The following is a 23,824-nucleotide window of genomic DNA, read 5'->3' on the forward strand; positions in this document are numbered from 1 at the left end:
AACGGAAATATTTTCCTTTTCAAGGTTTATTTCGAACTTTCGCTTGGGAAATGGCCGCGGGCGCTTTCAGAGTGTCATGATCATCCTGAAATCTAGACCATCGGCCTCGGCGAGATATATCGGCATTTCGGCGTTGCCGTCGCGAATGGTGACGGGGCCGCGCGCGGCCGTGTAGACGATGTTGCGGGCGGCGGCGAGCAACGGCTCCAGCGACAGCGAACCCGCGCGGTTCGCGGCGGCTTCTAGGAAGCGCAATCCTTCGTAGTTGGACTGGCCGACGGATCCGATCGGCGGCGCGTGCGGGCCGAACATGCTGCGGTAGTCGCTCAAGAATTCGTCGTTGGCGCTCGAGGCGAGGCAGTTGAAATAGCCGGAGGCGCAGAAGAGGTTCTCGGTGTTGTCGGCACCGATGCCGAGCAGGACGGTTTCGTCCATCGCGCCGGCCAGGCGCAGCGTCGTCGCGGCGAGGCCGCATTCGGCGAAGGCGCGGTTAAAAATGATGCTGTCGGTGCCGATCAGCGAAATCAGCACGACGTCGGGCTTGGCAGCGCGTATGCGCGCCACGTGCGGCTCGTGATTATCTTCGCCGACCGGCACGAACTCTTCGCCGACGACTATTCCGCCGGTTTCCCTGATGTACCGTTTCACCGCGCGATGCGACTGCCAGGGCCAGACATAATCGCTCCCGATCAGGTACCAGCGCGAGGCCTTCCTGGCGTCGGCGAGCCAATGGATTGAGGGCCGGCTCTGGCTGCGCGGCGTCTCGCCGATCGCCATCACGCCCGGAGTCCGCTCGCCGCCTTCATAGACCGGCGTGTAGATATAGGGGATGCGATTGCGCGTGAGCTTGCGCAGCGCCACGCGAACCACGCTCATGTGCGAGCCCATAATGAGATCAACCTCGTCGGAGGCGATCGCCTCCGCCGCGCGCGCCACGACTTCCTGCAGCGATCCGCCGGCGTCGTACATGGACATCTCGATCTCGCGCCCGAGAATGCCGCCGCGCTTGTTGATTTCGGCGAGCGCTAAAAGCGCGCTGTTGGTGGAGCTCGGACCCCAGATGCCGGGCGACCCGGTGAAGGTGAGAAAATTGCCGACCCGCAGCTTGCTGCCGGCCCCTCGCCGTTTTGAGAAATGCGCCCGAGTCGGGGACAAGTCGAGACCGGTCGCGCCCGACGACAAATTCCGAAACAGGAGCGACGGCGGAATCGCGGGACCGCCATGAGCCGGTAAGTTTACGGTCGAGCGCACGCCAACTCCTGTCTGTCTGCTGCCGGGCCGCAATGCATGCAGCGGGCGGCCAGCGCCCCTCCCTGGTTTAGTTGCGAAAATATCCTATTTGAAAATATTGAATGTTCAACAATTGAAGTGCATATAGATGCAGCATTGCTGCAAGACATTCACTCATTTGGGTCAGAACGAAGTTTCAGCCGTGGCCAAGCCGCCGAGAGAGAACTCCCCCATCACCGAACACCTCACCTATCTGCTCGCGCAAGCCAACCGGGAGATCAACCGACAGTTGGAACTGCGGCTGAGCCAAGAGGGCGTACCCGTCGAGCAATGGCGCATTCTGAAAGTTCTGTCGGACGGGAACGGCCATTCCATGGGCGAGCTTGCCGATGCGGTCTTGCTCAACCATCCGACGCTGACCAAGATGATCGACCGCATGGTGTCCGATAACTTGGTTTATCGCGTCCAGGATCCCAGGGATCGCCGCAAGGTCCTGATGTTCATCTCCGACCGCGGCAAGGCGCTGTGCAAGCGGCTCAATTCACTGGCGGTGAGCCAGGAAGAGCACATCCTAGAGAGCTATGGTGACGAGTCGACCAACCAACTGAAGCGGCTATTGGAGAGCTTGATCGACACTTCGAATTGAGCGGATAGATATCGAACCGTTCGAGCGAGCGCCCAATCAAGCCCTTGGCGGGCAACATCTTCGCGGGCCGGATTGCCGGCGTCGCCTCGACATCGAAGATGATCACGTTCTCGACATCGATCGTCGAGTGGGCGAAGAAGGCTTGGCCGCCGTGCGCCCCCCGTCCAGCGCGCCGCTGGGTCGGAGGGCGGCACGAACTTCAGGGTGACCTCGGTCGCTGCTCCGAAATCAGCATCATCACGGACAGCCAGATACTCATCGATTGCGCGTCCGGCGGAAGTCCCTTGTCCGTTCATTGGCGGTCGTGGCAACGACACCATCAACGTCGGGGACGGCTGGGAAAGTAGATATCCGCGATCTCCTCTCCGGCCTCGAACAAAATCTTATCGTGTTCGAGATGGACAGGTTTCAAGTGAGGCCGAAGGGCTGCAGCATCAATTGCTGACGTCGTTCACCAGCGCTCCGGTCGTGGTGAGGACGTTGCCACGGGGACAGCAGTAGACGTCACCCGCTGGTCATAGGTGAAGTCCTCGCGGGAGAAGGTGCCGTCTGTGCGGGCCGACTTGTCGAACACTGTAACGTGTGGCTCGATCCCGTGCTCGTGGACCACCAGCCGAGCATCTCGGCCGAGCCATAGCCGCTGTCGCCGAGGAGCCGGCTCGGATAGAGATCGAACCGTTCGAGCGAACGCTCAATCATGCGCTTGGCAGCCAACACGTCCGCCTGCCGGATTGCCGTGGTCGCCTCGACATCGACGATGATCGCGTTCTCGACGTCGATCAGGTAGTTCGTCGAGTAGGCGAAGAAGGCTTGGCTGCCGTGCGCCCCCGTCCAGCGCGCCGCCGGGTCAGAGGGGGACACGAACTTCGGCGTGACTTCGGTCGCCGCTCCGAAAGCGGCATCGTCGAGGACAGCCAGATACTCATCGATTGCTCGGCCAGCGGCCTCCGGCGGAAGTCCCTTGTCGCCTTCAATCCCCTTCTTGCGTAAACTGAGTTTTCCAGCAGCCTGCGCATCCGCGCGATCTCGTTGCGGACTCAATCCAGCTTCACAGCGCGGTCGATGAACCGACAGGCTCCATCGCGCGGATTGAAAAGGGCTTCCTGCGCCTTTCGCTCGTTACCTGTCCCGTGGCGCTCTATCCGGCCGCGGCCGATGCCGAGAAGATCAGCTTCAACCAGATTAACAGGAATACCGGGCATCGCATCCGTTACCTGCGCGTCGACGCCGAGACCGGCGAGGAGGTGGCGAAAGAGGACATCGTCAAGGGCTATGCGGTCGACAAGGACACCTATCTCGAGGTGACGAAGGAGGAGCTGGAGAACATCGCGCTGGATTCGACGCGCACCATCGAGGTCGACGAGTTCGTCCACCGCGAGGAGATCGATCCGCGCTACCTGATCCGGCCCTACTACCTGCGGCCGGATGGCAAGGTCGGCCACGACGCCTTTGCGGTGATCCGTGAGACCATCCGCGACATGGACATGGTCGCGATCGGGCGCGTGGTGCTGACAACCCGCGAGCACATCATCGCGCTCGAACCGCTGGACAAGGGCCTCGTCGGCACGCTGCTGCGCTATCCCTACGAGGTCCGCTCCGAGCGGGAGTATTTCGAGGACATCGAGGACGTGAAGCTGACCAAGGACATGCTCGATCTCGCCGGGCATATCGTGAACAAGAAGTCGGCGCATTTCGAGCCCGAGAAGTTCGAGGACCACTACGAGGCGGCGTTGGCCGAGCTGATTAGCCAAAAACGCGCCGGCCGGTCGATCACCGCGAAGGCGAAGCCCGCCGCCGGCAACGTTGTCGACCTGATGGAGGCGCTGCGCCGGAGCGTCGGCCAGGAGCAGCAGACGTCAAAGGGTTCGAAGAAGCCAAAGAAGACCGCGGCGGGACAAAAGGAGATGCTCCTACCGATCGCAGGCAAGCAACCGGCGCGGGAAACGGCCGCGAAGAAGCCGAAGACGCGGCGCAAGTCGGCCTAGACCTGCGGCGGGCATTCTGGGCAGGTGTCGCCAATTGAATCCAGCACGTCCCGAACCTCTGCCGCAGGCTGCTCCGGAGCGACGCGGCTGGCGGCTCCCGAGCTGCAACGGCGAGGGCGCGCTCGCGGGCGTAGGCCCCGTGCAGGCCGCATGCGTTTGGGCGTCATTAACCCTGTTATAAGACTACCTCGCCGCTGCTGCGAGCAAGTCAGTTCTGCCGCTAACCCGCCTAATTGGATCCTAAAAATCGTTCTGCGATGTGGGCAGATTCTTTCGCCCGCCTCGGATCAAACTTCTTCGTGTTGGAAGAGTGGATGATGATGAGGGTGGGTCTCATCGTTGTTGGCCTCAGCGCACTTGCTATCATGGAGCTGGCGACACCACCACGCACGACAACAAGTGCGCCGGATCGGTTTGAGCAATTAGCGCTCGACGCAAGCATCGAAACCTTGGAGATGGTTGATAGGCGCGAAGTCCACCATTTGCAGCATGAATCATTAGTTGCGGAGATTTCACCTGTTGAACCAACGTCAACCCCGAATCTGGCGGCCATAATTTCAGAAAAGGATTTGAGCACTGTTCAGCTTGGTACAAACGACAAAAAACACGTTGTCAAAAAGCTAAGCCCTAAGCCCAAGTATACAACTGGTAAAAGAACTCGGCCTAAGCTCATAAATTCCAACAGAGCTCCAAAGACGGAGCGATTTGATGCGATGGTCGAGCACAAGCCGTGTCGTCCGGGTGCGTTCGATGGCCTGCTCAAAGCATTGAACTTGTCCTCCCGATGCCGAACCTAGCCCAACGATTCTTGTGCAATATCGAGCCAGGCAGCGCCAGACCGACACCCTTGGCCCAGGCCCCAAAGCAGACAGAAGCACGGCCGAAATCACGGCGCCCCGCCCCGACGAGCGGTGGGCCGCGAGAGTCGGTTTGCGTGGCAATCGCGGCGATCGTCTTGACGGCGGCGATTGCGTCGGCTGCGATCCTAAGTTCCTACATTATTCGCAGTACTCACCCAAACCGTCAGACAATCGAGGCAATAGACATCAAGGCTCTGGTGGAGCGCATCATCAAAGTCGAATCGACGGGAGTTGCGGATAAGAGAAATAAGCATTCCAGCGCTACAGGGGCTGGTCAATTTCTTGATGACACCTGGCTTGAAGCGGTCCGAAAGCATCGCCGCGATCTGATCAAAGGTCGCAGTGATCCAGAACTCTTAAAGCTACGGCAGGACCCAGAACTACTCGGGAAATCATTACGCGGCTGGTTGAGCAATATGCTAAGACTTTACGAAACGGGGTCTGCCTCTCACGCCGGGTTCTCTCTATCTAACCTATTTCGCGTCCGTCCGGCGCCGTGGCTCTGCTATCCGGCGCAGAAGATGCCGACGCCGCTTCCCTTATGGCCGCCGCTGACGTGACAGGCCGGACCACCCGCCAACTCGCGGCCCACTCCGGTGGGGCCCTTTTCGTGACTGCAGAGGGCTAGTCGGACACGCCCTTCCTCCCCGCACGGCACGGCATTCAATGCGATCAGCTGTCCGACCACCATAGGAGGATGCCGCCGATCGCAATCGGGCCTAAGCCAGCAGCCAGTGCAGCCCAGAAGGCCCGTTCATGAACGATGTCAAATCCTCCGATCATGGCCTGATAACGGCGCCGGTGCTTGCGGGTTCAGTCCATTTGACCGCTTCATCGCGGGATGTTTTCGGTTCTTGACGTTGACCCAGCCCTTTTGCGGCCGCCTCGATAGGGCCTATCCGGTGCTTCGACACCAAAGGCCCCCCGCTTGCCCTCCCGGTGGATCGCACGCGGCAACTGTCAGACTTGATTTCGTGAGCCAGTCGCGCGGCCGGGACCGCTTCGCCAAGGTCAGGCAAGAAGTCAAATCAAATGGGCAACGTATTGGCTGGAGATATGGGTTCAGGATTAAAGACGGCTCCAGCCTGATACCAAGCTGGAGCCGTGAGGTGTGCGCTTTGCCGGGCAACTTGGAGCAGACGTGAGTCATCACGCAAAGCGCCACACTCACGTTGCGGGACGCACGCCTATTCCGTCCTTAACAAATGTATGTCCAACGGCCCTTCGCTACGGTCGTAAATGCCGCTCATCTGCGCGGGGGTCAGGCGAAGGCCAAGCAGCGTCGCCAAGGACGAGACGACGCTACTTTGTTCAGTGTGCCTGCGTTTGCATTTATGAACCGCGAGAAGGTCATATTGCTGGGCAGAGAAGCAGGGGTGATGGAGGGAACGGCCCCAACTCTCAGAACGAGAGCTGAGGCCGCCGTCTGCTTCGGCTGTCGGGGCACCCGAAGCAAGCGTTTTCCCGCGCCGCTGCTATCTCGCCGCTGTTCTCATCTGTCCTAATTAATGATTATCAACAGAGACATGGCACTGAGGAACACAAAGAAACCTGCCACCGTACTAACGAACAACGCTCGCTCTACTCCGTCCATGGACGTTTCCTCCCTGTCCACAGCCATGTTGCAGGTTGTTGAGACGGCTCGTCTGTTCGCTTGTTAACGCAACAGCGCAGAAATTTTCGGCACGATACCACTTGGCTCAGCAGATACTGAAGACGCGGACAACCTCGAACGCCCAAGGCCGAGAGCTGATCGTGCAAACTATGGAAGCACATTGATGATGTAGATTGAGTTTTCCGCAGGAGGACCAGATGGAGAGCGCGCTACCGCCTGGATCAGCTTCTCCGTCCGCGTTTCAAGGACCAAACTGGCAGGCGCTGCGCTTATCCGCGCAAATGAGCTGTACGATCAACTCGATCTGCTCGATTGCGCCGTTCCCTAAGCTGCATCAGGTGCAGATTGCTTTTCGAGGGCTCGTTCGACCTCCTGCGCCAGAACTGTGAGGGTTCAGCAAAGTGTGCGAACAGATCGCGTTTCTTGGGGTCCGTGGCAAGATCGCGGATCAGGGCACATTCGGCCGCGTCGGTGCGGAGCTTTTCTGCCTGCGCGTTCATGTCCTGCATCGGCTGCTCTCCCTTGTTGATGCCAGCCAAGCGACAGCCGGCTATCTTCGGGGCTTCAAACCGGGGAAAGTCAACCGATTTGGGCGGCGTCCTCGATGGTGCGGTCTGAGTGATCAGTCCGAAAACAGCGAGGCCCGACGTGCAGATCCCCGATCGCGTCATGTGCGAACGGACGTATGTCTCTGAGGTCTTTAACCTTTGTTATCCCGATGGGCTGCTTGCCTTGACAGATCAGGTGCCCAATCGAAAGGATCAGCGCGGGGGGCTCCGTATCGTAGCGGTGGAGCACTATGACCGTCCTCGATGATACTGACCATCTTTCTGGGCTGGTCACCGCAACCGGCGATGCCGCGAACAGAGGCTGCCCGGAATGCGGCGATAGGGCCTCAGAAGATAAGCGGTTCGTTTTCTACACACCATGCAGACGCCACTCACGTCAGGAGCGCGGCGCGTTCTGCATCGTCGAATGCCACGCCGTCTACTTACGGCCAGAAGCCGAGAATGCGGGGGCAGCCGATGTTCTACATGCTTGACGATCAGTTCCAGCCGGCTCCCATTGGCGATGACATCCTTGAATTCATCGCCTTCGAGAAAGCACATCCGGACCGGATCAAGCTCGCTGAGGATCGGGTCCGGGACGTGCATGTCCGCACGATCTTTCTGGGCTGGGATCATGCGCAGCCCAGTTACAACGAGCCGCTCCTCTTTGAAACTATGGTCTTCCGGGGTGGAAGCCCGGAAGCTCATTGGCGCCACTCGACATTTGAAGAAGCAATGGCTTGGCACGCAAAGATCGTCGAGATCGTGATCGGCCTGAAAGCAGAGTCCGATGCATTGATGATGACGTGATCTCTTGGTGCGTGAGTCGGATCGGGCCGATCGCGGTGCCTTCATTAAAGGCAGTTAAGTCCGCTTCGGGGCATTCAGTCTTGGCGCTCGCATCGCGGCGTCCGCTTTGCCTTTCTGCGCGTACACAGCTCCATGACGTCAGAGACAGCCGGCAAACCTCAATCATAGAAGCCCGGCGCCATCTTTAGGCTGTCGCGTTGCACCTTGTCATGGTTGTTCCAAAAGTTGCGCCTTTTCCTTGGCGAGAATATTAGCTATCCGCTGCAGGGAGGCGGAGGTCTGCTCCTTGTTGAAATTGATGTCAGGTACGCGGCGGTTTTCCCAATTGTCCTTGAAATGGACGGCGTCGCCCGAGAGCAGGAGCACGCCGGTGTTGGGCAGTTTGATCAAAAGCGATTGATGGCCGGGCGTGTGCCCGGGGGTCGCGATGAGAATCACACTGCCGTCGCTAAAGACATCATGGTCGCCCTCCAGCTTGTCGACCCGGATGGTCCGTCTTGAAGTGTCCGGGCGAAGGGGCGAGGGCCACTCATATTCGCGCACCGGAGAGCCCTCGGAGCCGCATACGTACAAAACTGTGGTGGATCTTGAGATGAGCAAAAGCGCATCTCGACGCGTTTGCGTTCATCCCGCAACTTAAGGAAGCGCTTTGGCCGACGAGCCGTCGCGCGTTGACCGGTCTCGGGCGGCGCGCCTGTTTGGAACACATAAATAGGAACGCTCGAAATACCGAAGGTCGGATCGCTATGTATCACCGGATTGTGAGGTAAGGTCATGATGAAACATGATGGATTATATGTCGTTCGGAATGACGGGCGGGATGGGAATCGGGTGGGTTCTCCTACTTGTTTTCCTCGTGCTGGGATTGCTGCCTGATCAATTATCTGGGAGCTTGATCGAATTGACGTCCCGATGTGGGAGCAACGTCCCTACAGCAGTAAGTTCCAGTCTACAATTCAGTAGCCGGTCGACTGGTCCCGCCACCACCGGGAAGTGTTGAAGATACTGCGAAGCATCGGAACTTTCGTTCGTCCGTAAGATTGGATCGGCCATGCGGAGTTGCGATCTCCCCACGAGGCGACATGCCCATCGCGTCCGTTAAGTAATTGGCAGCGTAAAAAGGAAAAGGCTATGAAGCGGCCCCTCACATTCGTCGCGCTAAGCACCGCTCTGCTAATTTCCCTGCCCGCCCGCGCCGCTGACATCGAGTGGAAGAAGGTAGACGCCGCACTTGGCAAGGCCGCCGCCGTCAGCGGCGAGGTTCATCGCTATGGGCTGCCGCGTTCGGACCTGCACGTCACGTTGGACGGCATCGCCATTAAGCCCGCGCTAGCACTCGGCGGCTGGGTCACCTTCGCGCCGATGCATGGCGAGGCCATGGTGATGGGCGACCTTGTCCTACTCGAAACCGAGATCACGCCCGTGATGACCAAATTGATGGACAGCGGGTTCGAGATCACCGCGGTTCACAACCACATCCTGCGTGCCTCGCCCGCCACTCTCTACATGCACATCGCCGGGCACGGTGATCCGGAGAAGATGGCGGCAAGCATTCGCGCGGCTCTTTCCTCCGCTAGCAAGACGCCGTTCGATCCACCGGCGACTACCGCAGCGCCAATTGTCGATCTCGACACCGCCAAGATCGATGAGGCGATGGGCGCGAAGGGCACCGCCAATGGAGGCGTCTATCAGTTTGGCATCCCGCGCCGCGAATCCACGACTCAGGGGGGCATGCAGGTCAATGCCGCGCTTGGCGGCGCCAACGCCATCAACTTTCAGCCAACCGACGCTGGCAAGGCGGCCATCACCGGCGATTTCTTGGTGACGGGCAACGAAGTCAATCCCTTGATCCGGGCGCTACGTGCCAGCGACATCGAAGTGACCGCGATCCACAGCCATATGCTTGATGAAGAGCCGCGTATGTTCTTCATTCATTTCTGGGCCAACGACGATGCGTTGAAACTGGCGCGCGGCGTCCGCGCCGCGCTCGATAAGACAGCAGTCGCGCTGCACTGATTTTCAAGTGTGAGGGCGACAAGGTAGCCGGTTATTCTCGGAGAAGTGGCGGCGTAAATATCAGGGGCACAGATCATGGTCAAAAGAGCAATAGCGGTCCTTTGTCTTTTTGTGATGGCTGGCGCGTCGCGGGGGCGTTGAACTCCAATCTAGTTCAGTGATCGGCTTCGCTCATCTCGCAGCCCATCAAATTGCTCGGATGGATTGCGTCCCACTGTGAACGTCATATCATCCTCTGACATGCTTGTGATGCTGCCTGGCATAGTGCTGTTCAGTTTCCAGCACCACAAGTGATGTATTAGTACTTGACGGTTGTGCCCGGGCAACTGAGCGCAAAGGCATCCACCAAACGTCAAATCCAATTGTTTTCCAACTGAGACAACGCTGAGAGCATTGTTCTGCAACGGTCGTGGAAGCCTGCTGTAATTCGGCTCCGGTGGGATAAAATGTGACGGCGACACTGCACCGGCTTGACCTAAGCAGGTCAAGCCGGTGGAGCAGGCACGATTGAATGGCGACACTAGGGTCCGACGTTCGCTCGAGCGGACGCCTATCGGAGCGATCAATTAAGCCTTCCGCATTGGGAGATGCGGCGCTCCATGACCAGCAGTCCGCTTCCATGTCGAGAGCTGATGGTACTTCCTGCGAGAGGGTAGGGGCAACCTATACCTGCAGCGTATCGCCGCCCTTCAAATGGAGGATTTCGCGCGCTTCATCGGAGGTCGCAACCTCGAGTCCCAGACCTTCTATGATCTTGCGGGCGAGGCGCACTTGCTCGGCATTCGATTCCGCCATGCGCCCCGGCGCAGCCCATAGTGAGTCCTCAAGGCCGACGCGGATGTTGCCGCCCATCGCTGCTGCCATCGCCGCGATCGGCAGTTGATGGCGTCCGGCGCCGAGCACCGACCAGATAAACCTGTCGCCGAACAGGCGCTCGGCGGTGCGCTTCATGTGCAGCACGTCCTCCGGATGCGGACCGATGCCGCCCTGCAGCCCGAACACGGTCTGGACAAACAGCGGCGGCTTCACCAATCCCTGTTCAAGGAAGTAGTTGAGGTTATAGAGATGCGCGGTGTCGTAGCATTCGAACTCGAAGCGGGTTCCGGTCTCCGACAGCGTCTTCAGCACGAACTCGATGTCCTGGAAGGTGTTGCGGAACACGATATCCTTGTTTTCGACGTGCTTGCGCTCCCATTCGTGCTTGAAAGCTTTGAAGCGGTTGAGCATGCCGAAGAAGCCAAAATTCATCGAGCCCATATTCAGCGAAGCGACCTCGGGCTTGTACACCGCCGCGGGCCGCACGCGTTCGTCAACCGTCATGGTCGGCGCGCCCCCGGTGGTTAGATTGACGACGCAATTGGAGCGCTGCTTGATGATTTTCAGGAACGGCGCGAAGGCGTCAGGACTCTGGTCGGGCTGGCCCGTCTCCGGATTTCGTGCGTGCAGGTGCACGACGGCGGCTCCGGCTTCCGCGGCTTCGACGGCGGCGTCAGCGATCTCCTGCGGGGTCACCGGCAATGCCTTCGACATCGAGGGGGTGTGGATCGCGCCGGTGACAGCGCAGGTGATGATGACTTTGCGGGCCATGTCGTGATCTCCTTCTCAAGGAAAAGTCTTGCTGACATCTTTCTTGTGCGCGGTGAGCGCCGCAAGGTGCTCGTTTCGGCGGCGGGTCAAGGCAGCGACGCGTTCAGGCGTTACCTGGTGCGGCCAGGCGGCGATCACGCGGTCGACATTCGGGCTTTGATAGACTTCCGGACCTGCCGGTGCTGCGGCAAGCTCCCTGTAGAAACCCGTATAGCGGGCGCAATAATCCGGTATTCCGCCGGGCGCGTTGATTTCGATGGTCTCAAACGGGCCGAGAAAGGACCAGCGCAGGCCGAGGCCATCTTTGACGGTGTGGTCGAGATCTTCGGCGGAAATGTAGCCCTCGCCGACCAGTCGGAAGGATTCGGCCAGTAGTGCGCCCTGCAGGCGGTTCAGCACAAAACCGTTGATCTCGCGCTTGATCGTGACGGGCACCTGACCGATGTCGTGATAGATCGCGCGGGCGCGATCTATCACCTCGGGCGAGGTCCAGGGAGCACCGCACAGTTCAACCAGCGGCACCAGATGCGGCGGGTTGACAGGATGGCCGACGAGGCAGCGCGCACGGCCTTCGAGCTTCTCCGTGAAGCGCGATGGGGTAATGGCGGATGTCGAAGAGACCAACAGTGCGTCTTTTGGCGCTACCCTGTCGAGCTCGGCAAATATCGCCTGTTTCTGCTCCACCAGCTCGGGCCCGTTCTCCTGGATGAAGGCGACTCCGGTCGCGGCTTCCTGCAGACTGGCCGTGACCGAAAGCCGGGCGGCGGCCCCCTCGGGATCGTCAGCCAATCCATGGCGCGCCAGAGCATGCAACTCGTCGCGGATCAGCCCGGGCGCAGCCTGCAACGTCGGCTCGTGCGGATCGGTGAGCCGCACCTCCCATCCGGCGCGGGCAAAGATCGCGGCCCAGGCACGTCCAATCAGGCCAGTGCCGACGATAGCGACGGTCTTGGGCTGATACATATCCTGCCTCACAACCAGAGCACCTTGCGGCGCAGTTCGAGATCCTCGCGCAGGGCTTTGGACGGACCCTGATGGATGACCCGGCCGCGTTCAAGCGCGACGGTGACGTCCGAGAGCGCCAGCGCCAGATCGAGATTGTGGTCGACAATGATGATGGCGACTTCCCTGCGCAGGCGGTCGAAAGTTTCGAACAATTGTTCGACCACGGCCGGCGCAAGACCTTCAAAGGGTTCGTCGAGCAGGAGCACCCGCACGTCGCCTGACAATGCCCGGGCCACCGCGACCATCTGCTGCTCGCCGCCGGACAGATAATCCGCGGGGCTGTTGAGCCGCTCTTTGATGCGAGGGAAATACTCGTAGATGCGCTCGCGCGTCCAGTGCACGCCGTTGCCGGTCTGCCGCTTCAGGGCCCCGAGCTCGAGATTTTGCGCCACGCTCATGCCGGCGAACAGGCCTCGGCCCTGCGGTACGTAGCCGATGCCAAGCCTTGCGTGCTCGGCCGAGGGCAGCCCGGCGAGTTCATTGCCGGCAAGGTTGATAGATCCGCCGGCAGCCGGCGCGATGCCGATCAGCGTCTTGAGCAGCGTCGACTTGCCAGCGCCGTTGCGGCCGAGGAGGGCAATGATCTCGTTCTCATGTAGGGCAAAGCTCACATCGTTGAGAATATGACTCTTGCCGTAGTAGGTGTTGACGTTCTCGGCCGAGAGCAGCGCACCGGCGCGGGCCGCGGTTTCGCGCGGTCGTGCCGCCACCGCGCTGGTGCCGGAACCGATATAGATCTCCTGCACGGCGCTGCTGGCGCGAGCGCCCTCGACCGAGCCGTCGAGCAGCACCTTGCCTTCGTTCATGACCGTGATGCGATCGGCCAGCTGGAACACGCGGTCGATGTCGTGCTCGACCAGGAGTACCGGCAGATCGGTCGAGATCCGTTTAACGATCGCACCGATCCGCTCACGCTCGGCCGCGGCGAGGCCAGCAAGCGGTTCGTCGAGCAGCAGGATGCGAGGCGCGGTCGCCAGGGCCACGCCCATGTCGAGCAGGCGCTGGCCGCCATAAGACAACATGCCCGCTTCGGCCGTCTCGATACCGGCGAGGCCGAGATAGCGGATCGTGGCGTCGGTTTCGGCATTGATCGCCTCGATTGACAAAGCTGGAGTCAAGGGATCAAAGCGCCGCGGGTGGCGCGCTTGCACCGCAAGGCGAATATTTTCGGCGACGCTCAGCGCGGGAAACAGATTTGTGATCTGGAAGGAGCGCCCGATGCCGGCGCTCGCGATCTGCTCCGGTGCGTAGCCGGCGATCGGCTGGCCCATCAACGAGACGCTGCCGTGATCCGGGGCGAACATGCCCGAGAGCAGGTTGAAAGCGGTGGTCTTGCCGGCGCCGTTCGGGCCGATCAGCGCATGCAGCGTCCGATCCACGACCGAGATATCGACATCCCGCACCGCCCTGATGCCGCCGAAGCTCTTGGAGATGTGCTCGGCCGCGAGGACGGGACCGTCGACCGATGATTTCGGCCGCAAGAATTCCGGCAGCGGCAGTACCTCTACCCGTCGTGCCGACATCGCCGCATCCTCGACCACTTTCCTGCGGAAGGGCGCGAAGAGCCGCTCGCCGACGCCGACCAGACCGGTCGGCGAAAAGACGATGAAGCCGACGAATATGAGGCCGAACCCGAACAGCCAGTTCTCGGTGTAGATTCCCAGGAATTCGCGGAACAGGATAAAGAACAATGCCCCGAGCGCCGGACCGAGGAAGCTACGCATGCCGCCGATCACGACCATGGCGAGGAGATCGCCGGAGAACGCCACCGAGATCGGGTCGGCGGATGTCATGCGGTTCTGGTAGAGCAGAAGTATGCCGGCGAGCCCGGTGATCGAGGCCGAGAGCGTGAAGGCGAAAAGCTTGTAGCGGTTGGTTGGGTAGCCGAGAAAGCGTGCGCGCTCCTCGTTCTCACGGATCGCAACCAGCACGCTGCCAACGGCAGAGTTGTGGAACCGCCACAGCAGGATCAACACCATCAACGCGATGGCAGCGACGAACCAGTAATAGTCGGTCGAGGATTCGAGGTTGAAGCCGAACAGGGTAGGTCGGGTAATCCCGCCCAATCCATTCTCGCCGCCCGTTACTTCGGTCCAGCGGAACGACACCGCGTACAGCATCGCCGACAGTGCCAGCGTCAACAGCGAGAAATACACCCCGCGCCGTCGCAGGATCAGGAAGCCGAAGGCAGCAGCAATCACGGCTACGATGAATACGCCGGCGATTGTCGGACCGAAGATCGAATCGGGCATCACGTTGCGTTGCATCAGCGCGGCGGCGTAAGCCGCGAGCCCAAACCAGGCGCCGTGACCGAACGAGACCAGCCCGGTATGTCCGACCAGGATGTTCAGCGCCATGCAAGCCATGGCGTAGATCACGACTTCGCTGGCCGAGGTCATGGTCAGCCCGAGTGTCAGGAGGACGGACGGCAGGACCAGGAGCACGAAGGCCGCGATGAACAGCGGGATTGGCAGGCGCTTTGACATCGCGGGCCGCCTCATTCGAACCGCAGGATGCGCTCGCCGAACAGGCCTCGCGGCCGAAACAGCAGCACCAGTAGCATCAAGAGGTAGATTGCAGCGGTAGAGGCCGCGGAATAGCCGATGCCGACCATGACGCCTTTGACGAGACCGACCAGCAGCGCGGCGGCGACCACGCCCCAGAATGAACCAAGTCCGCCGATCACGACCACGACGAACGCAGGCGTGATGATCTCCTGACCCATCGCGGGATGAATGGAATAGATCGGTGCGAGCAGCACGCCGGCAAGGCCTGCGAGCCCGATCCCGATCGCGGCGACAGCCGACATATAGGGTTGCAATGAAATGCCGAGCGCACCAACCATGTCTGGATTCTGCACGCCGGCGCGTACCACACGACCGAAGGGGGTTTTCTGCAACAGCACCCACAGGCCAGTGACGCAGGCGGCGGCGATGCAGATAAGCACAACGCGGTAGAAGGAATAGATGAAGCTGCCGATCGCGACCTGTCCGCGTAGCCAGGGCGGGATCGAGTAGGACAATGGCGGTGCGCCGAAAATCATGCGCAGTGCCTGCTCGGCTATCATGGCCAGCCCGAAGGTCAGCAACAGCGACAGAATAGGATCAGAGCGATAGAACCGGCGGAACAGTGAGCGCTCGATCACCATGCCGAGCAGCGCTACTGCGGCGGGTGCGGCCACGAACGAGCCGCCGAAGCCGAGATAGGGCGACAGCACGAAAGTGAGGTAGGCGCCGATGGCGTAGAACGCACCATGCGCGAGGTTGACGATGCCACCAAGCGAGAAGATCAGCGACAGTCCCAGCGCGATCAGGAGATAGTAGACGCCGTCAAGCAGCCCGTTGAGGATTTGCTGCGCTAGCAACATGAGAACAAGACTCTGGCTTGGCGCGAAAGGCGCAAGACAACAACGAAACCCGGCGGAGCCGGCGCCTCCCGCGGAGCCGTCCCGGGAGACGCCGTTATCAGCCTAGGTCGCGAACGTGCAGCTGTTCTCTTCCTTGGTCGCGGCAATCGCTTCGAGATCTTCATTGGGCCCCGGAACCGACGGGCTCGAGCTGAAGACGTCCCACTGGTTCTTGATCTTGTCGGCCGGCAGTGCGGTCACCGCGTACATCTCGTGCATGAGCTGGTGATCGCTGGCGCGGAAGTAGCCTTGCCGAGTTTTCAACAGGTCGAACTTCGCGCCCTTCTCGAAATATTCGATGATCTTGGTCGAGTCGGTCGACTTCAGCTCGTTGACCGCCTGCGCCACGATCTTCGTTGCGACGTAATCGCCCCAAGCCTGGTTTTCGGGCGGCTTGGAATACTTCTTGGTGAAGGCGGCGACGAAATTCTTGCTGCCGGGCGTGTCGATCAGGTGATGCCAGACCACCGGCCATGTGCCGACAAAATTGCCCTTGCCAGCGGCCCAGGCCAGCGCGGTATCGAAGCCGAAGCCGCCGACCGGAAAGGTGAGGCCGAATTCGGCATATTGCTTGAGAAAATTGGTGGTCTGGGTGCCCGCGAGATTGATCACGACGAGGTCGGGCTTGGCATCGCGGATCTTGAGCAGATACGCGGAGAAATCGGTGGCGTCGGTTGGCACCAGGTCGTCGCCGGCGAAATTGCCGCCATTGCCTTCCATAAAGCGCTTGGCGACCTTCAACAGGTCATGGCCGAAGGCATAGTCGGCCGTGAGCGAATACCACTTCTTGCCCTTGACCAATCCGTCGCGCAGGAAGGAGCGACCGACGCTCTTCACATACATCGAGTTCTGCGACTCGACATGGAACATGTAGCGCTTGCAATCAGAGCCGCGCAGCGCGTCGGAATTGCCGCCCGTGTTGATGTAGAGCACCTTGTTGCGCTGGGCGACCTGCGCGATGGTCAGACAGGATGCGGACGATATCTCGCCGATGATGCAGGCGACCTTGTCGCGCTCGATCATTCGCTCGGCTTTGGTGGAGGCGGTCTGAGGATTGACCGAGTCCTCCTTCAAGAGCTCGAGCTTGCGGCCCATCATGCCGCCTGACGCATTGATCTCCTCTACAGCGAGGTCGGCGGCCATCACGGCATATTCGCCGAGCGGTCCGAGGAAGCCGGTGCGCGGCGTCAGATGGCCGATCCGGATTACCTCGGCGGTCTGGGCGCGCAGAATGGCGGGCGTGGAAATTCCGGAAACAAGTGCAATGCCGCCGGCGGTCTTTAGCAGGCTGCGGCGCGTGAAATCACGATTGTTCGACATTGGCCTGGGCCTCTCCCGTATGGGCCGCGATCATCGGCGCGGCTGTTTTGTTTTCCGGCATTCGGTGCTGCGAACGGTGCAGGCAATCGCGCTTGCCGTGATCTGTGATCACAGTTAGGGTCGCAGAAGATGGGGCGATTGTCGAGTCCCCTCGGCGCGCGAACTCCACGCGCCGGTTCCTGGGAGAGATTCCGTTGAACCTGCCTGCTGCGCTGCACTTGGTCGAGCCGCTCGACCGCCAGACGCTCGGTGAGCGTGCTTATGGGAGGCTGGCTGAACTCCTGATGTCCGGTCGGCTGGCGCCCGGCGAAAAGCTCTCCTTGCGTGCATCGGCCGACGTGCTCGGCGTGTCGATCATGCCGGTGCGCGAAGCGGTGTCGCGGCTGGTTGCCGACAAGGCGCTGGAGGTGACGCCCAATCGTGCCGTACGCGTGCCGATAATGTCGGTGGCGCAATTTCGCGATCTTACCAGCGTCCGCATCACCATCGAGGGGCATGCCGCGGCGGAAGCGGCGCGCAACCGCAAGAAGAGCGATCTGGCGGCGATTGCGGAAGCCGAAGAAGCCATGCGCGCCGAGAGCAAGTCCAAGAAGCCCGATCTGCCGCGCGCGGTCGAATTGAACAAGACCTTCCATTTTGCGGTCTATGAAGCGGCGCACTCGCCGATCTTGGCCGAAATCATCCGCTCGCTCTGGCTGAAAGCCGGGCCTGTGATCAATCTCGACCTGCGAGAAAATCCCGAGCGGCTCGCACAAGGCGGCGCAATCCGTTTTCACGCCGACGTGCGCAAGGCGATCGCCGCCGGCAACAGCGAGGCGGCACGGGCGGGGATCGCAGGCGACATCAGCGGAGCGGCGGAATTCATCCTTTCGCGCGGGCGTCTTGCTGGCTGATATTCTCATCTGGATTGGAGGTTGATATGGATCTGGATATCAAGAGTTTGCGCGTGCTGGTCACCGCGGGCGCGGGTGGCATCGGACTGGCGATTGCCCGCGCCTTCATTGGCGAGGGCGCCAGGGTTCACGTCTGCGACGTCGATGACATGGCGCTGTCCGCGCTTGCGAAGAGCGATCCACAGATCACGAGCTCGCGATGCGATGTCGCCGATCGCGACTTGGTGAAAACAATGTTCGACGACGCCCTCGGCCATCTCGGCGGCCTTGACGTGCTCGTCAACAACGCGGGCATCGCCGGCCCGACCTCCAACATCGAGGAGATGAACCCGGAAGACTGGGATCATTGCCTTCAGGTCTGCCTGACCGGCCAGTTCAATTGTACGCGCCTCGCAGTGCCCTTGCTGAGGCAGAGCCACAACGCTTCCATTGTCAACATCTCTTCCGCTGCCGGTCGGCTTGGCTTTGCAATGCGCACGCCATATGCGGCGGCGAAATGGGGCGTGATCGGATTTACCAAGTCCCTGTCGATTGAACTCGGGCCCGACAGGATCCGCGTCAATGCCATCCTTCCCGGCCTTGTTGCAGGCGACCGCCAGCGCCGGGTGCTGGAGGCCAAGTCGCAGCAGCGCGGGATTTCCTATGCGGAAATGGAACGCGTGGCGTTCTCCTACACCTCGATCAAGGACTATGTGACGCCGGAGCAGATCGCCGATCAGATCCTGTTCATCTGCAGTTCGCGCGGACGCACCATCTCCGGGCAGGCGATCTCGATCTGCGGCGATACCCAGATGCTCGGATAGTCGGCCAACATCCCGCTTAAGAGCTGACCCGCCTGCGGGGCCGCAAACGGGCGGTCCTCGCGCGCCTAGGGGCGCGCCATCAGAGAAGCGGTAGAGCTGCGACAGCGTTCGACTGAGGCAGCGCCGCTTGTTGACCCATTAACCGGGCTGTTGAGCGCTGAACAGCGGAAATAGCTAGCCGGTGCTAGCTATCGCCACCAATTATTCGCAGCGGCGACAGTTTGAAAGTGGATGGCGATAATGTGGGAAGCGGCCATGAGCTGCGCTGAATCCTGCTCGTAAGCAGCGCGCAAATGCGACCTTACTTCATCGGATGGTTGTGTAAGCTTGACGCCCATTCGCGAGAGCTTGACAGCAAGCTTAAAGCCCGCCTGCGGGCCATCAGTTTTCAACGATGAAAGCCAAATATCGCCATGTTCAATTCTCCCTCGTCACTGCTCCTCAACCAAGCACAGATCCCTTGGTTGCCCCGGATTCCAGGGAGTTCAAGCGCTGGATCCTGATTGCAAATTCGGTGATGAGGAGGTTCCCATGTCCTCGCTGCACGCGCCATGACGTCTCGGTAGGTAACCGTCACGAAGCCTGACGTCTGCTTGGGGTCAAAATGCGGTCCGTCGTCAAGTGGACCGAAAGGCCCGGCCTGAAGCCGCCAAGCGATCCCGAACCGGTGTTGTGAGTCCGCGCCGGTTCTCGCGCAAGCGCGCCTAACCTAGAACATAGATTGGTCGGAAATGTTCCCTAAGTTGCTGCCGGTGACAGGGGGGCGTCGGGATGTTTTCAATACGCGAGGCTTGCGCGAAGTGCGCGCGGGTCATCCTCGCTCATCCGAGGGCTGACGATAAATCCGTCCGCCGCTGCTCGTGTGACGATCCCATCAACTGCCTCACGGCCGCCGCTTGCGTGAGTGGAGCGCGTGGAATCGGAAATGCCGCCCAAGCCCAGCACGAAAGCCTCGCCATCTATCATGAACTGCTGCTGTGTGTTCTTGAAGGCGGCCTCGACAATCCAGGGGAACCGGCGCGTCCAGTCGTGGCCGTTGCGCGTGACAAGGCGCACGCGCTTGCCCTTGCGCTCCAGGCGCAGGCGATAGCCGTCGTATTTGATCTTGAGCGAGTCCGGCCCGGCCGGGACCTGATTCGCCGAGGTCGGCAGGCGAAGTCAAATGAGCAACGCATAGGCGATAGGAATTCAGGACTAAAAACGGCTCCAGCCTGATGCCAAGCTGGAGCCGTGGAGGTGTGCGCTTTCCGGCAACTTGGAGCAGACGCGAGTCATCACGAAAAGCGCCAACTGCAACCGTGCGGGCGTACGCCGGTTCCGTCCTCAACATATGTTACGTCTGCGGACGCTGCGGACGCTCAAGGCGCAACCCGGCGCGGAATGCGCGTTTCGCGGCAATCGGCCGGCATGCGGTTCATAACTCGCTTTCGTGGCCTAAGAGCTTGCTCGTCGTGAGGTTGACGAAATGGTATTTGCCGCAGGCCGGGCATTGCACGACAAGGAAGGAACTGCGTCCCGCGCTCGGATCATCCTCGAACCGATGCTGAACGTAGTCGCCGGTGGTCGGGCAACGGAACGTGGCGCTGTTCATGGCGCAGCATTGCCCTCGCCAGAGCACGCACCGTGACTCAGGTCAATGTTCCGGTGCTGTTTTTGAGGCGGTCTCAAGGAGCTACCGATCCAACCCTGCACGACGGGCGACTCTAACTTGATTCGATGCCCTCGCAATCGAGCAGCGGCACTGCTTAGTTTCGGATCCGAGGATGAACCTGCACGCATTGCGTACACCAACCGCAGCTTGAGCTCGGAATTTCAACGTTGGTCATTCCGAAGGTGTAGGCAAACAGGCAAACAGGGAGACTTGCCGTGCCACGTCGGGTGTTGGTAGTGGACGACGACGAGGACGTCCTCGACGTCATGACGAGCATGCTGGAGGACCTTGGCTGCGAAGTACTCTACGCACGTAGCGGCACCGAAGCGCTCCACCTGCTGAAGAATGACCGGATTGATATCATCATCACCGACATCAACATGCCGGACATCGACGGCGTCGAGCTTGCGCGGCGGGCGAAACAGCAGAAACCCGACCTCGGCGTGCTCGTTGTATCTGGACGGGAGACCGCTGGTGGCGGGTTTCCGGTTCTGCGGAAGCCCTTCACCCACGCGGACCTCGAGCACACGATGACGGGGACCATCGGCTCCTGCTGAAGGTCGGCACAGCACAGCGTGTGGCAGCCTTCGCCCGAGAGTGCTACTGCTTTCCCTCCAAGTTTACTGTTCCGATGCATGAAAGTGTGCATAGAATGCCCTAGCTGCGGGTGCGCTCGTGCTCGCCTGCCGGCGTGTTGGGGGCGTTGCGTGCCGTACTCTTCCGTTCTGGATCGCATTATTTGCGCGACAATCGTCGCAGGCAGTCGGCACAAAGCGGAAAAGGATAACTCGCGCCGGCGTACACAAGATGACGTCCTCGAGCGGCTTGCGAATTTCGCGGACGACACTCCACCGTATTCCTGGCGTGCATGCGCCGTAGCAGCAGTTGCAGTCGGATGCGCCTGGGCGCTTCGGGCGGCCTTGGAGTTGGTCGGGACAGACGTCCGATTCGCCACCTTCTTCCCCGCTGTTCTTTTCACGGGGCTATTGGCAGGCACTCCCGCTGCAGTCGGAGCGGCATTCGCTTCAGCGATCATCGTCTACTGGGCATTCATACCGCCGCAATATCAGTATACGCCCCTGACGCGCGACGTGATCATCGCACTCGCGATCTGGCTTGTAACAGCCGGAGTCCTCGTTCTCTTTACTCACTATGGTCGGTTGCTCCTGAAGAGAGTGCGTACCCGCCAGCAGGAGCAGGAGATGATCGCCAAGGAGCTGGAGCATCGCGGTAGAAACACCTATGCCGTAATCCAGTCGATTATTCATCAAACACTTGAGGATCAGCCTGAACGTGCCGAAAGCATCTTGGGCCGCATCAGGTCGGTGAAGTTTGCTAACGACCTGATCATGAACCCGCTCGCTCAGTCCACCTTCCTTGACGCGATCCTGAGCTACGAGTTCGCACCCTATGGCAACGGGCGGTATGTCGGCGTTGGGCCCGAGGTTGAACTCGATCCGGAAACAGCCAGGTTCGTAGTGTTGCTCGTGCACGAGCTGGTAACCAATGCAGCCAAGCACGGTGTGCCTTGGCGGTGCCGACGGGCAAGGTCGATGTCTCATGGCAAATCGAGGAGGATCGTCTCGTGTTGCGGTGGATCGAAGCTGGCGGTCGTCCGCTTCTTGCGAGCGCCGCGCGCAGGGGCTTTGGGACCAAGCTCATGGAGCAATGCCTGAAAGCGGTATCAGGGGAGATGCAGCCCGATTTCTCACCGGACGGGTTCTCCTGTAACATGCATTTTCGTCTGCGCAGCCGGTCAATCTCCGTAACCGGGCAGCGCGGTTCTAGTTAGTCTAATGCTGCTGGATCGTCGCACTAGGCCGTGAACTCATAAATCTACCGGGCGGACGGCTTCCCAGGTCCGCTATCCCCGGACAGCAGACAAAATCTACACCGCAGCGAAACGACGCTATGGGGTCATGAGCGGTACTGACGATAGTTCGAGACAAGTCCGGTCTGCCCGCGGCGGCGGACATTCGGCGCTTTTTCAGCTACTTCGGCTCGGGGTGGCGACCTAAGGCTGCCGATTAGCGACCACCCAGACTTCACATTCGGGTCAATCGCGTCAGGCGGGCGCTGGGCTAACCGCTTCCGGTCTGACCAGATAACCGGACAAACTGGGAGCCGGTCCGGACTTCGCATTTGGGCCGATGTTGTTGCAAAAGTCGATGGGAGCAACGCTCTCAGCCGGGGCTGGCTTCTGAAAACTCGGGCTCGCGATCTTCGCCGCCTGTTTAGCATGGCCTGCGGCGACGCCCTGGGCACTGACGCCTGACGCAACCAACGCGACGGACGCCACTTACGCAACGCATGGTGCGGCCGTATCGGGTGGTTGGAGCGACAGCTTGGCGAGGCGACGAAGGTTCTGAGCGATTGCTGCAAGCGTAAATTCGAACTGCGCGCCGGCCGGTCCACGCAGTCGCAGGCGGCCGAGCCGCAAGATGCGCTTGAGGTGGGCGAACAGCATCTCAACCTCCTTGCGATCTCGCCGCGTCTGCTCGTAGGCAGGCGTGTTGGCGATCGCGCGGGCGACATCGCGCGCTGCCTCGTGCACGTGGCGTGTGATCTTCCGGCTCGGAGATTTTGGACAGCATTTCGACTTCAGCGGGCAGTCGCGGCAATCGGCGACGCGCGAGAAATACGAGATAGCGTGATCCCCGCGTGGTCCGCGTGCCCCGCTTGAGCGCGGCAGGATCTTGCCGCTGAAGCAGACATAGTGATCGCGCGCCTCGTCATAGATGAAATCGTCGCGGCTGAACGTACCGTCTTCGCGGCGTGACTTGTCGATGACCGGAATGTGGGGTGCGATCCCCTTCACATCGACCAGGAAGTGGAGATTAGGGGCCGAACCGTAGGCTGTATCGGCGACAAGCCACTCGGGCTTGATGCCGAACGTCTTCTCAGTCCGCTCGATCATCGTCCGGGATGCGCCAACCTCGGATTGGCGGATCGCCCGGGACGACTCGACATCCATGATGATGCCGAACTTGATGTCGATGAGGTAATTGTCGGCGTAGGCGAAGAACGCAGCGTTGCGCAGAGCGCCAGTCCACTGCGCGGCTGGGTCGGAGGGCGCGACAAACTTCGGCACAACGTCGGTCGCACGACCCCATGCTGGATCGTCGAGATTGGCGAGGTAGTCCTTTACGGCGCGCCCAGCCCTCGTCGGGTCAATGTCGTGGCTCCATTTGTCGCCCGGCGTCGAGCGGCGCGATCAAGCTGGCATCGACGGCAAAGCCATGGCCGCCGACAAGGCCAGCTTTGATGCACGAAGCGACGACGCGCTCGAAGACGTGACGAAAGACATCATGATCGCGAAATCGCTCGTTGCGGGCGCGCGTGAATGCCGAGTGATCCGGGATCCTGTCCTCGATGCCGAGGCCGCAGAACCACCGATAGGCGAGGTTGAGCTGAACCTCGCAGCATAGTGCACGCTCCGAGCGGATTGC

21 protein-coding genes and 3 pseudogenes are annotated in these 23,824 nt (G+C 60.6%); 10 read left to right on the plus strand and 14 right to left on the minus strand.

Annotation, left to right across the window (positions count from 1 at the left end):
• Positions 1-66: 66 nt before the first annotated feature.
• Complete coding sequence (locus tag HY852_RS19630) at positions 67-1,251, minus strand: substrate-binding domain-containing protein (RefSeq protein ID WP_291606453.1); 1,185 nt, start codon at positions 1,249-1,251, stop codon at positions 67-69.
• Between the two features lie 181 nt (positions 1,252-1,432).
• On the opposite strand from HY852_RS19630, the gene HY852_RS19635 reads away from it, so the two are divergent.
• Positions 1,433-1,876, plus strand: a complete 444-nt coding sequence (locus tag HY852_RS19635) for a MarR family winged helix-turn-helix transcriptional regulator (protein WP_291606454.1) — start codon at positions 1,433-1,435, stop codon at positions 1,874-1,876.
• Positions 1,877-2,355: 479 nt separating this feature from the next.
• On the opposite strand, the pseudogene HY852_RS19640 reads toward HY852_RS19635, so the two are convergent.
• Positions 2,356-2,812 (minus strand): annotated as a pseudogene (locus HY852_RS19640) (transposase); the annotation flags it as partial.
• Positions 2,813-2,955: 143 nt separating this feature from the next.
• Here HY852_RS19640 and HY852_RS19645 point away from each other — a divergent pair.
• From HY852_RS19645 to HY852_RS19655, 3 genes are all read left to right on the plus strand, one after another.
• The gene (locus HY852_RS19645) at positions 2,956-3,861 is read left to right on the plus strand and encodes a Ku protein (RefSeq protein ID WP_291606481.1); all 906 of its coding nucleotides are present in this window, start codon (positions 2,956-2,958) and stop codon (positions 3,859-3,861) included.
• A gap of 314 nt (positions 3,862-4,175) precedes the next feature.
• Positions 4,176-4,658 (plus strand): hypothetical protein, encoded by a 483-nt coding sequence (locus HY852_RS19650; protein ID WP_291606455.1) that lies wholly within the window; start codon positions 4,176-4,178, stop codon positions 4,656-4,658.
• Positions 4,659-4,795: 137 nt separating this feature from the next.
• Complete coding sequence (locus tag HY852_RS19655) at positions 4,796-5,281, plus strand: hypothetical protein (protein ID WP_291606456.1); 486 nt, start codon at positions 4,796-4,798, stop codon at positions 5,279-5,281.
• Between the two features lie 1,379 nt (positions 5,282-6,660).
• On the opposite strand, the pseudogene HY852_RS19660 reads toward HY852_RS19655, so the two are convergent.
• A pseudogene (locus HY852_RS19660) lies at positions 6,661-6,845 on the minus strand (hypothetical protein).
• A gap of 516 nt (positions 6,846-7,361) precedes the next feature.
• Between HY852_RS19660 and HY852_RS19665 the strand changes: the two are divergent.
• On the plus strand, positions 7,362-7,694 hold the full coding sequence (locus tag HY852_RS19665) for a hypothetical protein (protein ID WP_291606457.1): 333 nt from the start codon (positions 7,362-7,364) through the stop codon (positions 7,692-7,694).
• 158 nt (positions 7,695-7,852) lie between these two features.
• Here HY852_RS19665 and HY852_RS19670 read toward each other — a convergent pair.
• Positions 7,853-8,177: pseudogene (locus HY852_RS19670) on the minus strand (MBL fold metallo-hydrolase); the annotation flags it as partial.
• 648 nt (positions 8,178-8,825) lie between these two features.
• Here HY852_RS19670 and HY852_RS19675 point away from each other — a divergent pair.
• Positions 8,826-9,710 carry a DUF1259 domain-containing protein gene (locus HY852_RS19675; protein WP_291606458.1) on the plus strand — a complete coding sequence of 295 codons (885 nt, stop codon included), beginning with the start codon at positions 8,826-8,828 and terminating at the stop codon, positions 9,708-9,710.
• 663 nt (positions 9,711-10,373) lie between these two features.
• On the opposite strand, the gene HY852_RS19680 is transcribed toward HY852_RS19675, so the two are convergent.
• The 5 genes from HY852_RS19680 to HY852_RS19700 all read right to left on the minus strand — a co-directional run bounded on the left by HY852_RS19680 (position 10,374) and on the right by HY852_RS19700 (position 17,028).
• Positions 10,374-11,297, minus strand: coding sequence for a 3-keto-5-aminohexanoate cleavage protein (locus HY852_RS19680; protein ID WP_291606459.1), 924 nt, complete (start codon positions 11,295-11,297; stop codon positions 10,374-10,376).
• Between the two features lie 15 nt (positions 11,298-11,312).
• Positions 11,313-12,260 carry a 3-hydroxyacyl-CoA dehydrogenase gene (locus HY852_RS19685; RefSeq protein ID WP_291606460.1) on the minus strand — a complete coding sequence of 316 codons (948 nt, stop codon included), beginning with the start codon at positions 12,258-12,260 and terminating at the stop codon, positions 11,313-11,315.
• Positions 12,261-12,268: 8 nt separating this feature from the next.
• Positions 12,269-14,788, minus strand: a complete 2,520-nt coding sequence (locus tag HY852_RS19690) for a branched-chain amino acid ABC transporter ATP-binding protein/permease (RefSeq protein ID WP_291606461.1) — start codon at positions 14,786-14,788, stop codon at positions 12,269-12,271.
• A gap of 11 nt (positions 14,789-14,799) precedes the next feature.
• Complete coding sequence (locus HY852_RS19695) at positions 14,800-15,669, minus strand: branched-chain amino acid ABC transporter permease (RefSeq protein ID WP_291606462.1); 870 nt, start codon at positions 15,667-15,669, stop codon at positions 14,800-14,802.
• 102 nt (positions 15,670-15,771) lie between these two features.
• Positions 15,772-17,028, minus strand: a complete 1,257-nt coding sequence (locus HY852_RS19700; protein WP_291606464.1) for an ABC transporter substrate-binding protein — start codon at positions 17,026-17,028, stop codon at positions 15,772-15,774.
• Positions 17,029-17,222: 194 nt separating this feature from the next.
• Between HY852_RS19700 and HY852_RS19705 the strand changes: the two genes are divergently transcribed.
• The gene (locus tag HY852_RS19705) at positions 17,223-17,921 is read left to right on the plus strand and encodes a GntR family transcriptional regulator (RefSeq protein WP_291606465.1); all 699 of its coding nucleotides are present in this window, start codon (positions 17,223-17,225) and stop codon (positions 17,919-17,921) included.
• A gap of 26 nt (positions 17,922-17,947) precedes the next feature.
• A complete protein-coding gene (locus tag HY852_RS19710; protein WP_291606466.1) occupies positions 17,948-18,724 on the plus strand; it encodes an SDR family oxidoreductase in 777 nt (258 codons plus the stop codon).
• A 188-nt stretch (positions 18,725-18,912) separates the two neighbouring features.
• Here the strand turns inward: HY852_RS19710 and HY852_RS19715 are convergent, their stop codons facing one another.
• The 3 genes from HY852_RS19715 to HY852_RS19725 all read right to left on the minus strand — a co-directional run bounded on the left by HY852_RS19715 (position 18,913) and on the right by HY852_RS19725 (position 20,315).
• Positions 18,913-19,146, minus strand: a complete 234-nt coding sequence (locus HY852_RS19715; protein ID WP_291606482.1) for a hexameric tyrosine-coordinated heme protein — start codon at positions 19,144-19,146, stop codon at positions 18,913-18,915.
• 355 nt (positions 19,147-19,501) lie between these two features.
• Positions 19,502-19,780: a hypothetical protein gene (locus HY852_RS19720; protein WP_291606467.1), complete on the minus strand. Its 279-nt coding sequence runs from the start codon at positions 19,778-19,780 to the stop codon at positions 19,502-19,504.
• 358 nt (positions 19,781-20,138) lie between these two features.
• Complete coding sequence (locus tag HY852_RS19725) at positions 20,139-20,315, minus strand: hypothetical protein (protein ID WP_291606468.1); 177 nt, start codon at positions 20,313-20,315, stop codon at positions 20,139-20,141.
• Positions 20,316-20,611: 296 nt separating this feature from the next.
• Between HY852_RS19725 and HY852_RS19730 the strand changes: the two genes are divergently transcribed.
• Complete coding sequence (locus tag HY852_RS19730; RefSeq protein WP_291606469.1) at positions 20,612-20,932, plus strand: response regulator; 321 nt, start codon at positions 20,612-20,614, stop codon at positions 20,930-20,932.
• A 78-nt stretch (positions 20,933-21,010) separates the two neighbouring features.
• Entirely contained in the window at positions 21,011-22,051 is a 1,041-nt protein-coding gene (locus HY852_RS19735) for a sensor histidine kinase (RefSeq protein ID WP_291606470.1), read from the plus strand.
• A 623-nt stretch (positions 22,052-22,674) separates the two neighbouring features.
• On the opposite strand, the gene HY852_RS19740 is transcribed toward HY852_RS19735, so the two are convergent.
• Together HY852_RS19740 and HY852_RS19745 are read right to left on the minus strand one after the other, a co-directional pair.
• The gene (locus HY852_RS19740) at positions 22,675-23,466 is read right to left on the minus strand and encodes a transposase (protein WP_291606471.1); all 792 of its coding nucleotides are present in this window, start codon (positions 23,464-23,466) and stop codon (positions 22,675-22,677) included.
• Between the two features lie 79 nt (positions 23,467-23,545).
• Positions 23,546-23,824, minus strand: a 279-nt coding sequence (locus tag HY852_RS19745) for a transposase (RefSeq protein ID WP_291606472.1), incomplete at its 5' end; no start/stop codon positions are given.

Source organism: Bradyrhizobium sp., from assembly GCF_016213215.1.
Lineage (GTDB): Bacteria > Pseudomonadota > Alphaproteobacteria > Rhizobiales > Xanthobacteraceae > Bradyrhizobium.

What these genes read in the sequence shown, in the direction of transcription:
- HY852_RS19710 (WP_291606466.1), top strand. Translation starts at nt 17,948, where the DNA reads ATGGATCTGGATATCAAGAGTTTGCGCGTGCTGGTCACCGCGGGCGCG.
- HY852_RS19685 (WP_291606460.1), bottom strand. Translation starts at nt 12,260, where the DNA reads ATGTATCAGCCCAAGACCGTCGCTATCGTCGGCACTGGCCTGATTGGA.
- HY852_RS19725 (WP_291606468.1), bottom strand. Translation starts at nt 20,315, where the DNA reads ATGAACAGCGCCACGTTCCGTTGCCCGACCACCGGCGACTACGTTCAG.
- HY852_RS19665 (WP_291606457.1), top strand. Translation starts at nt 7,362, where the DNA reads ATGTTCTACATGCTTGACGATCAGTTCCAGCCGGCTCCCATTGGCGAT.
- HY852_RS19650 (WP_291606455.1), top strand. Translation starts at nt 4,176, where the DNA reads ATGATGATGAGGGTGGGTCTCATCGTTGTTGGCCTCAGCGCACTTGCT.
- HY852_RS19700 (WP_291606464.1), bottom strand. Translation starts at nt 17,028, where the DNA reads ATGTCGAACAATCGTGATTTCACGCGCCGCAGCCTGCTAAAGACCGCC.
- HY852_RS19690 (WP_291606461.1), bottom strand. Translation starts at nt 14,788, where the DNA reads ATGTCAAAGCGCCTGCCAATCCCGCTGTTCATCGCGGCCTTCGTGCTC.
- HY852_RS19695 (WP_291606462.1), bottom strand. Translation starts at nt 15,669, where the DNA reads ATGTTGCTAGCGCAGCAAATCCTCAACGGGCTGCTTGACGGCGTCTAC.
- HY852_RS19680 (WP_291606459.1), bottom strand. Translation starts at nt 11,297, where the DNA reads ATGGCCCGCAAAGTCATCATCACCTGCGCTGTCACCGGCGCGATCCAC.
- HY852_RS19675 (WP_291606458.1), top strand. Translation starts at nt 8,826, where the DNA reads ATGAAGCGGCCCCTCACATTCGTCGCGCTAAGCACCGCTCTGCTAATT.
- HY852_RS19735 (WP_291606470.1), top strand. Translation starts at nt 21,011, where the DNA reads ATGAAAGTGTGCATAGAATGCCCTAGCTGCGGGTGCGCTCGTGCTCGC.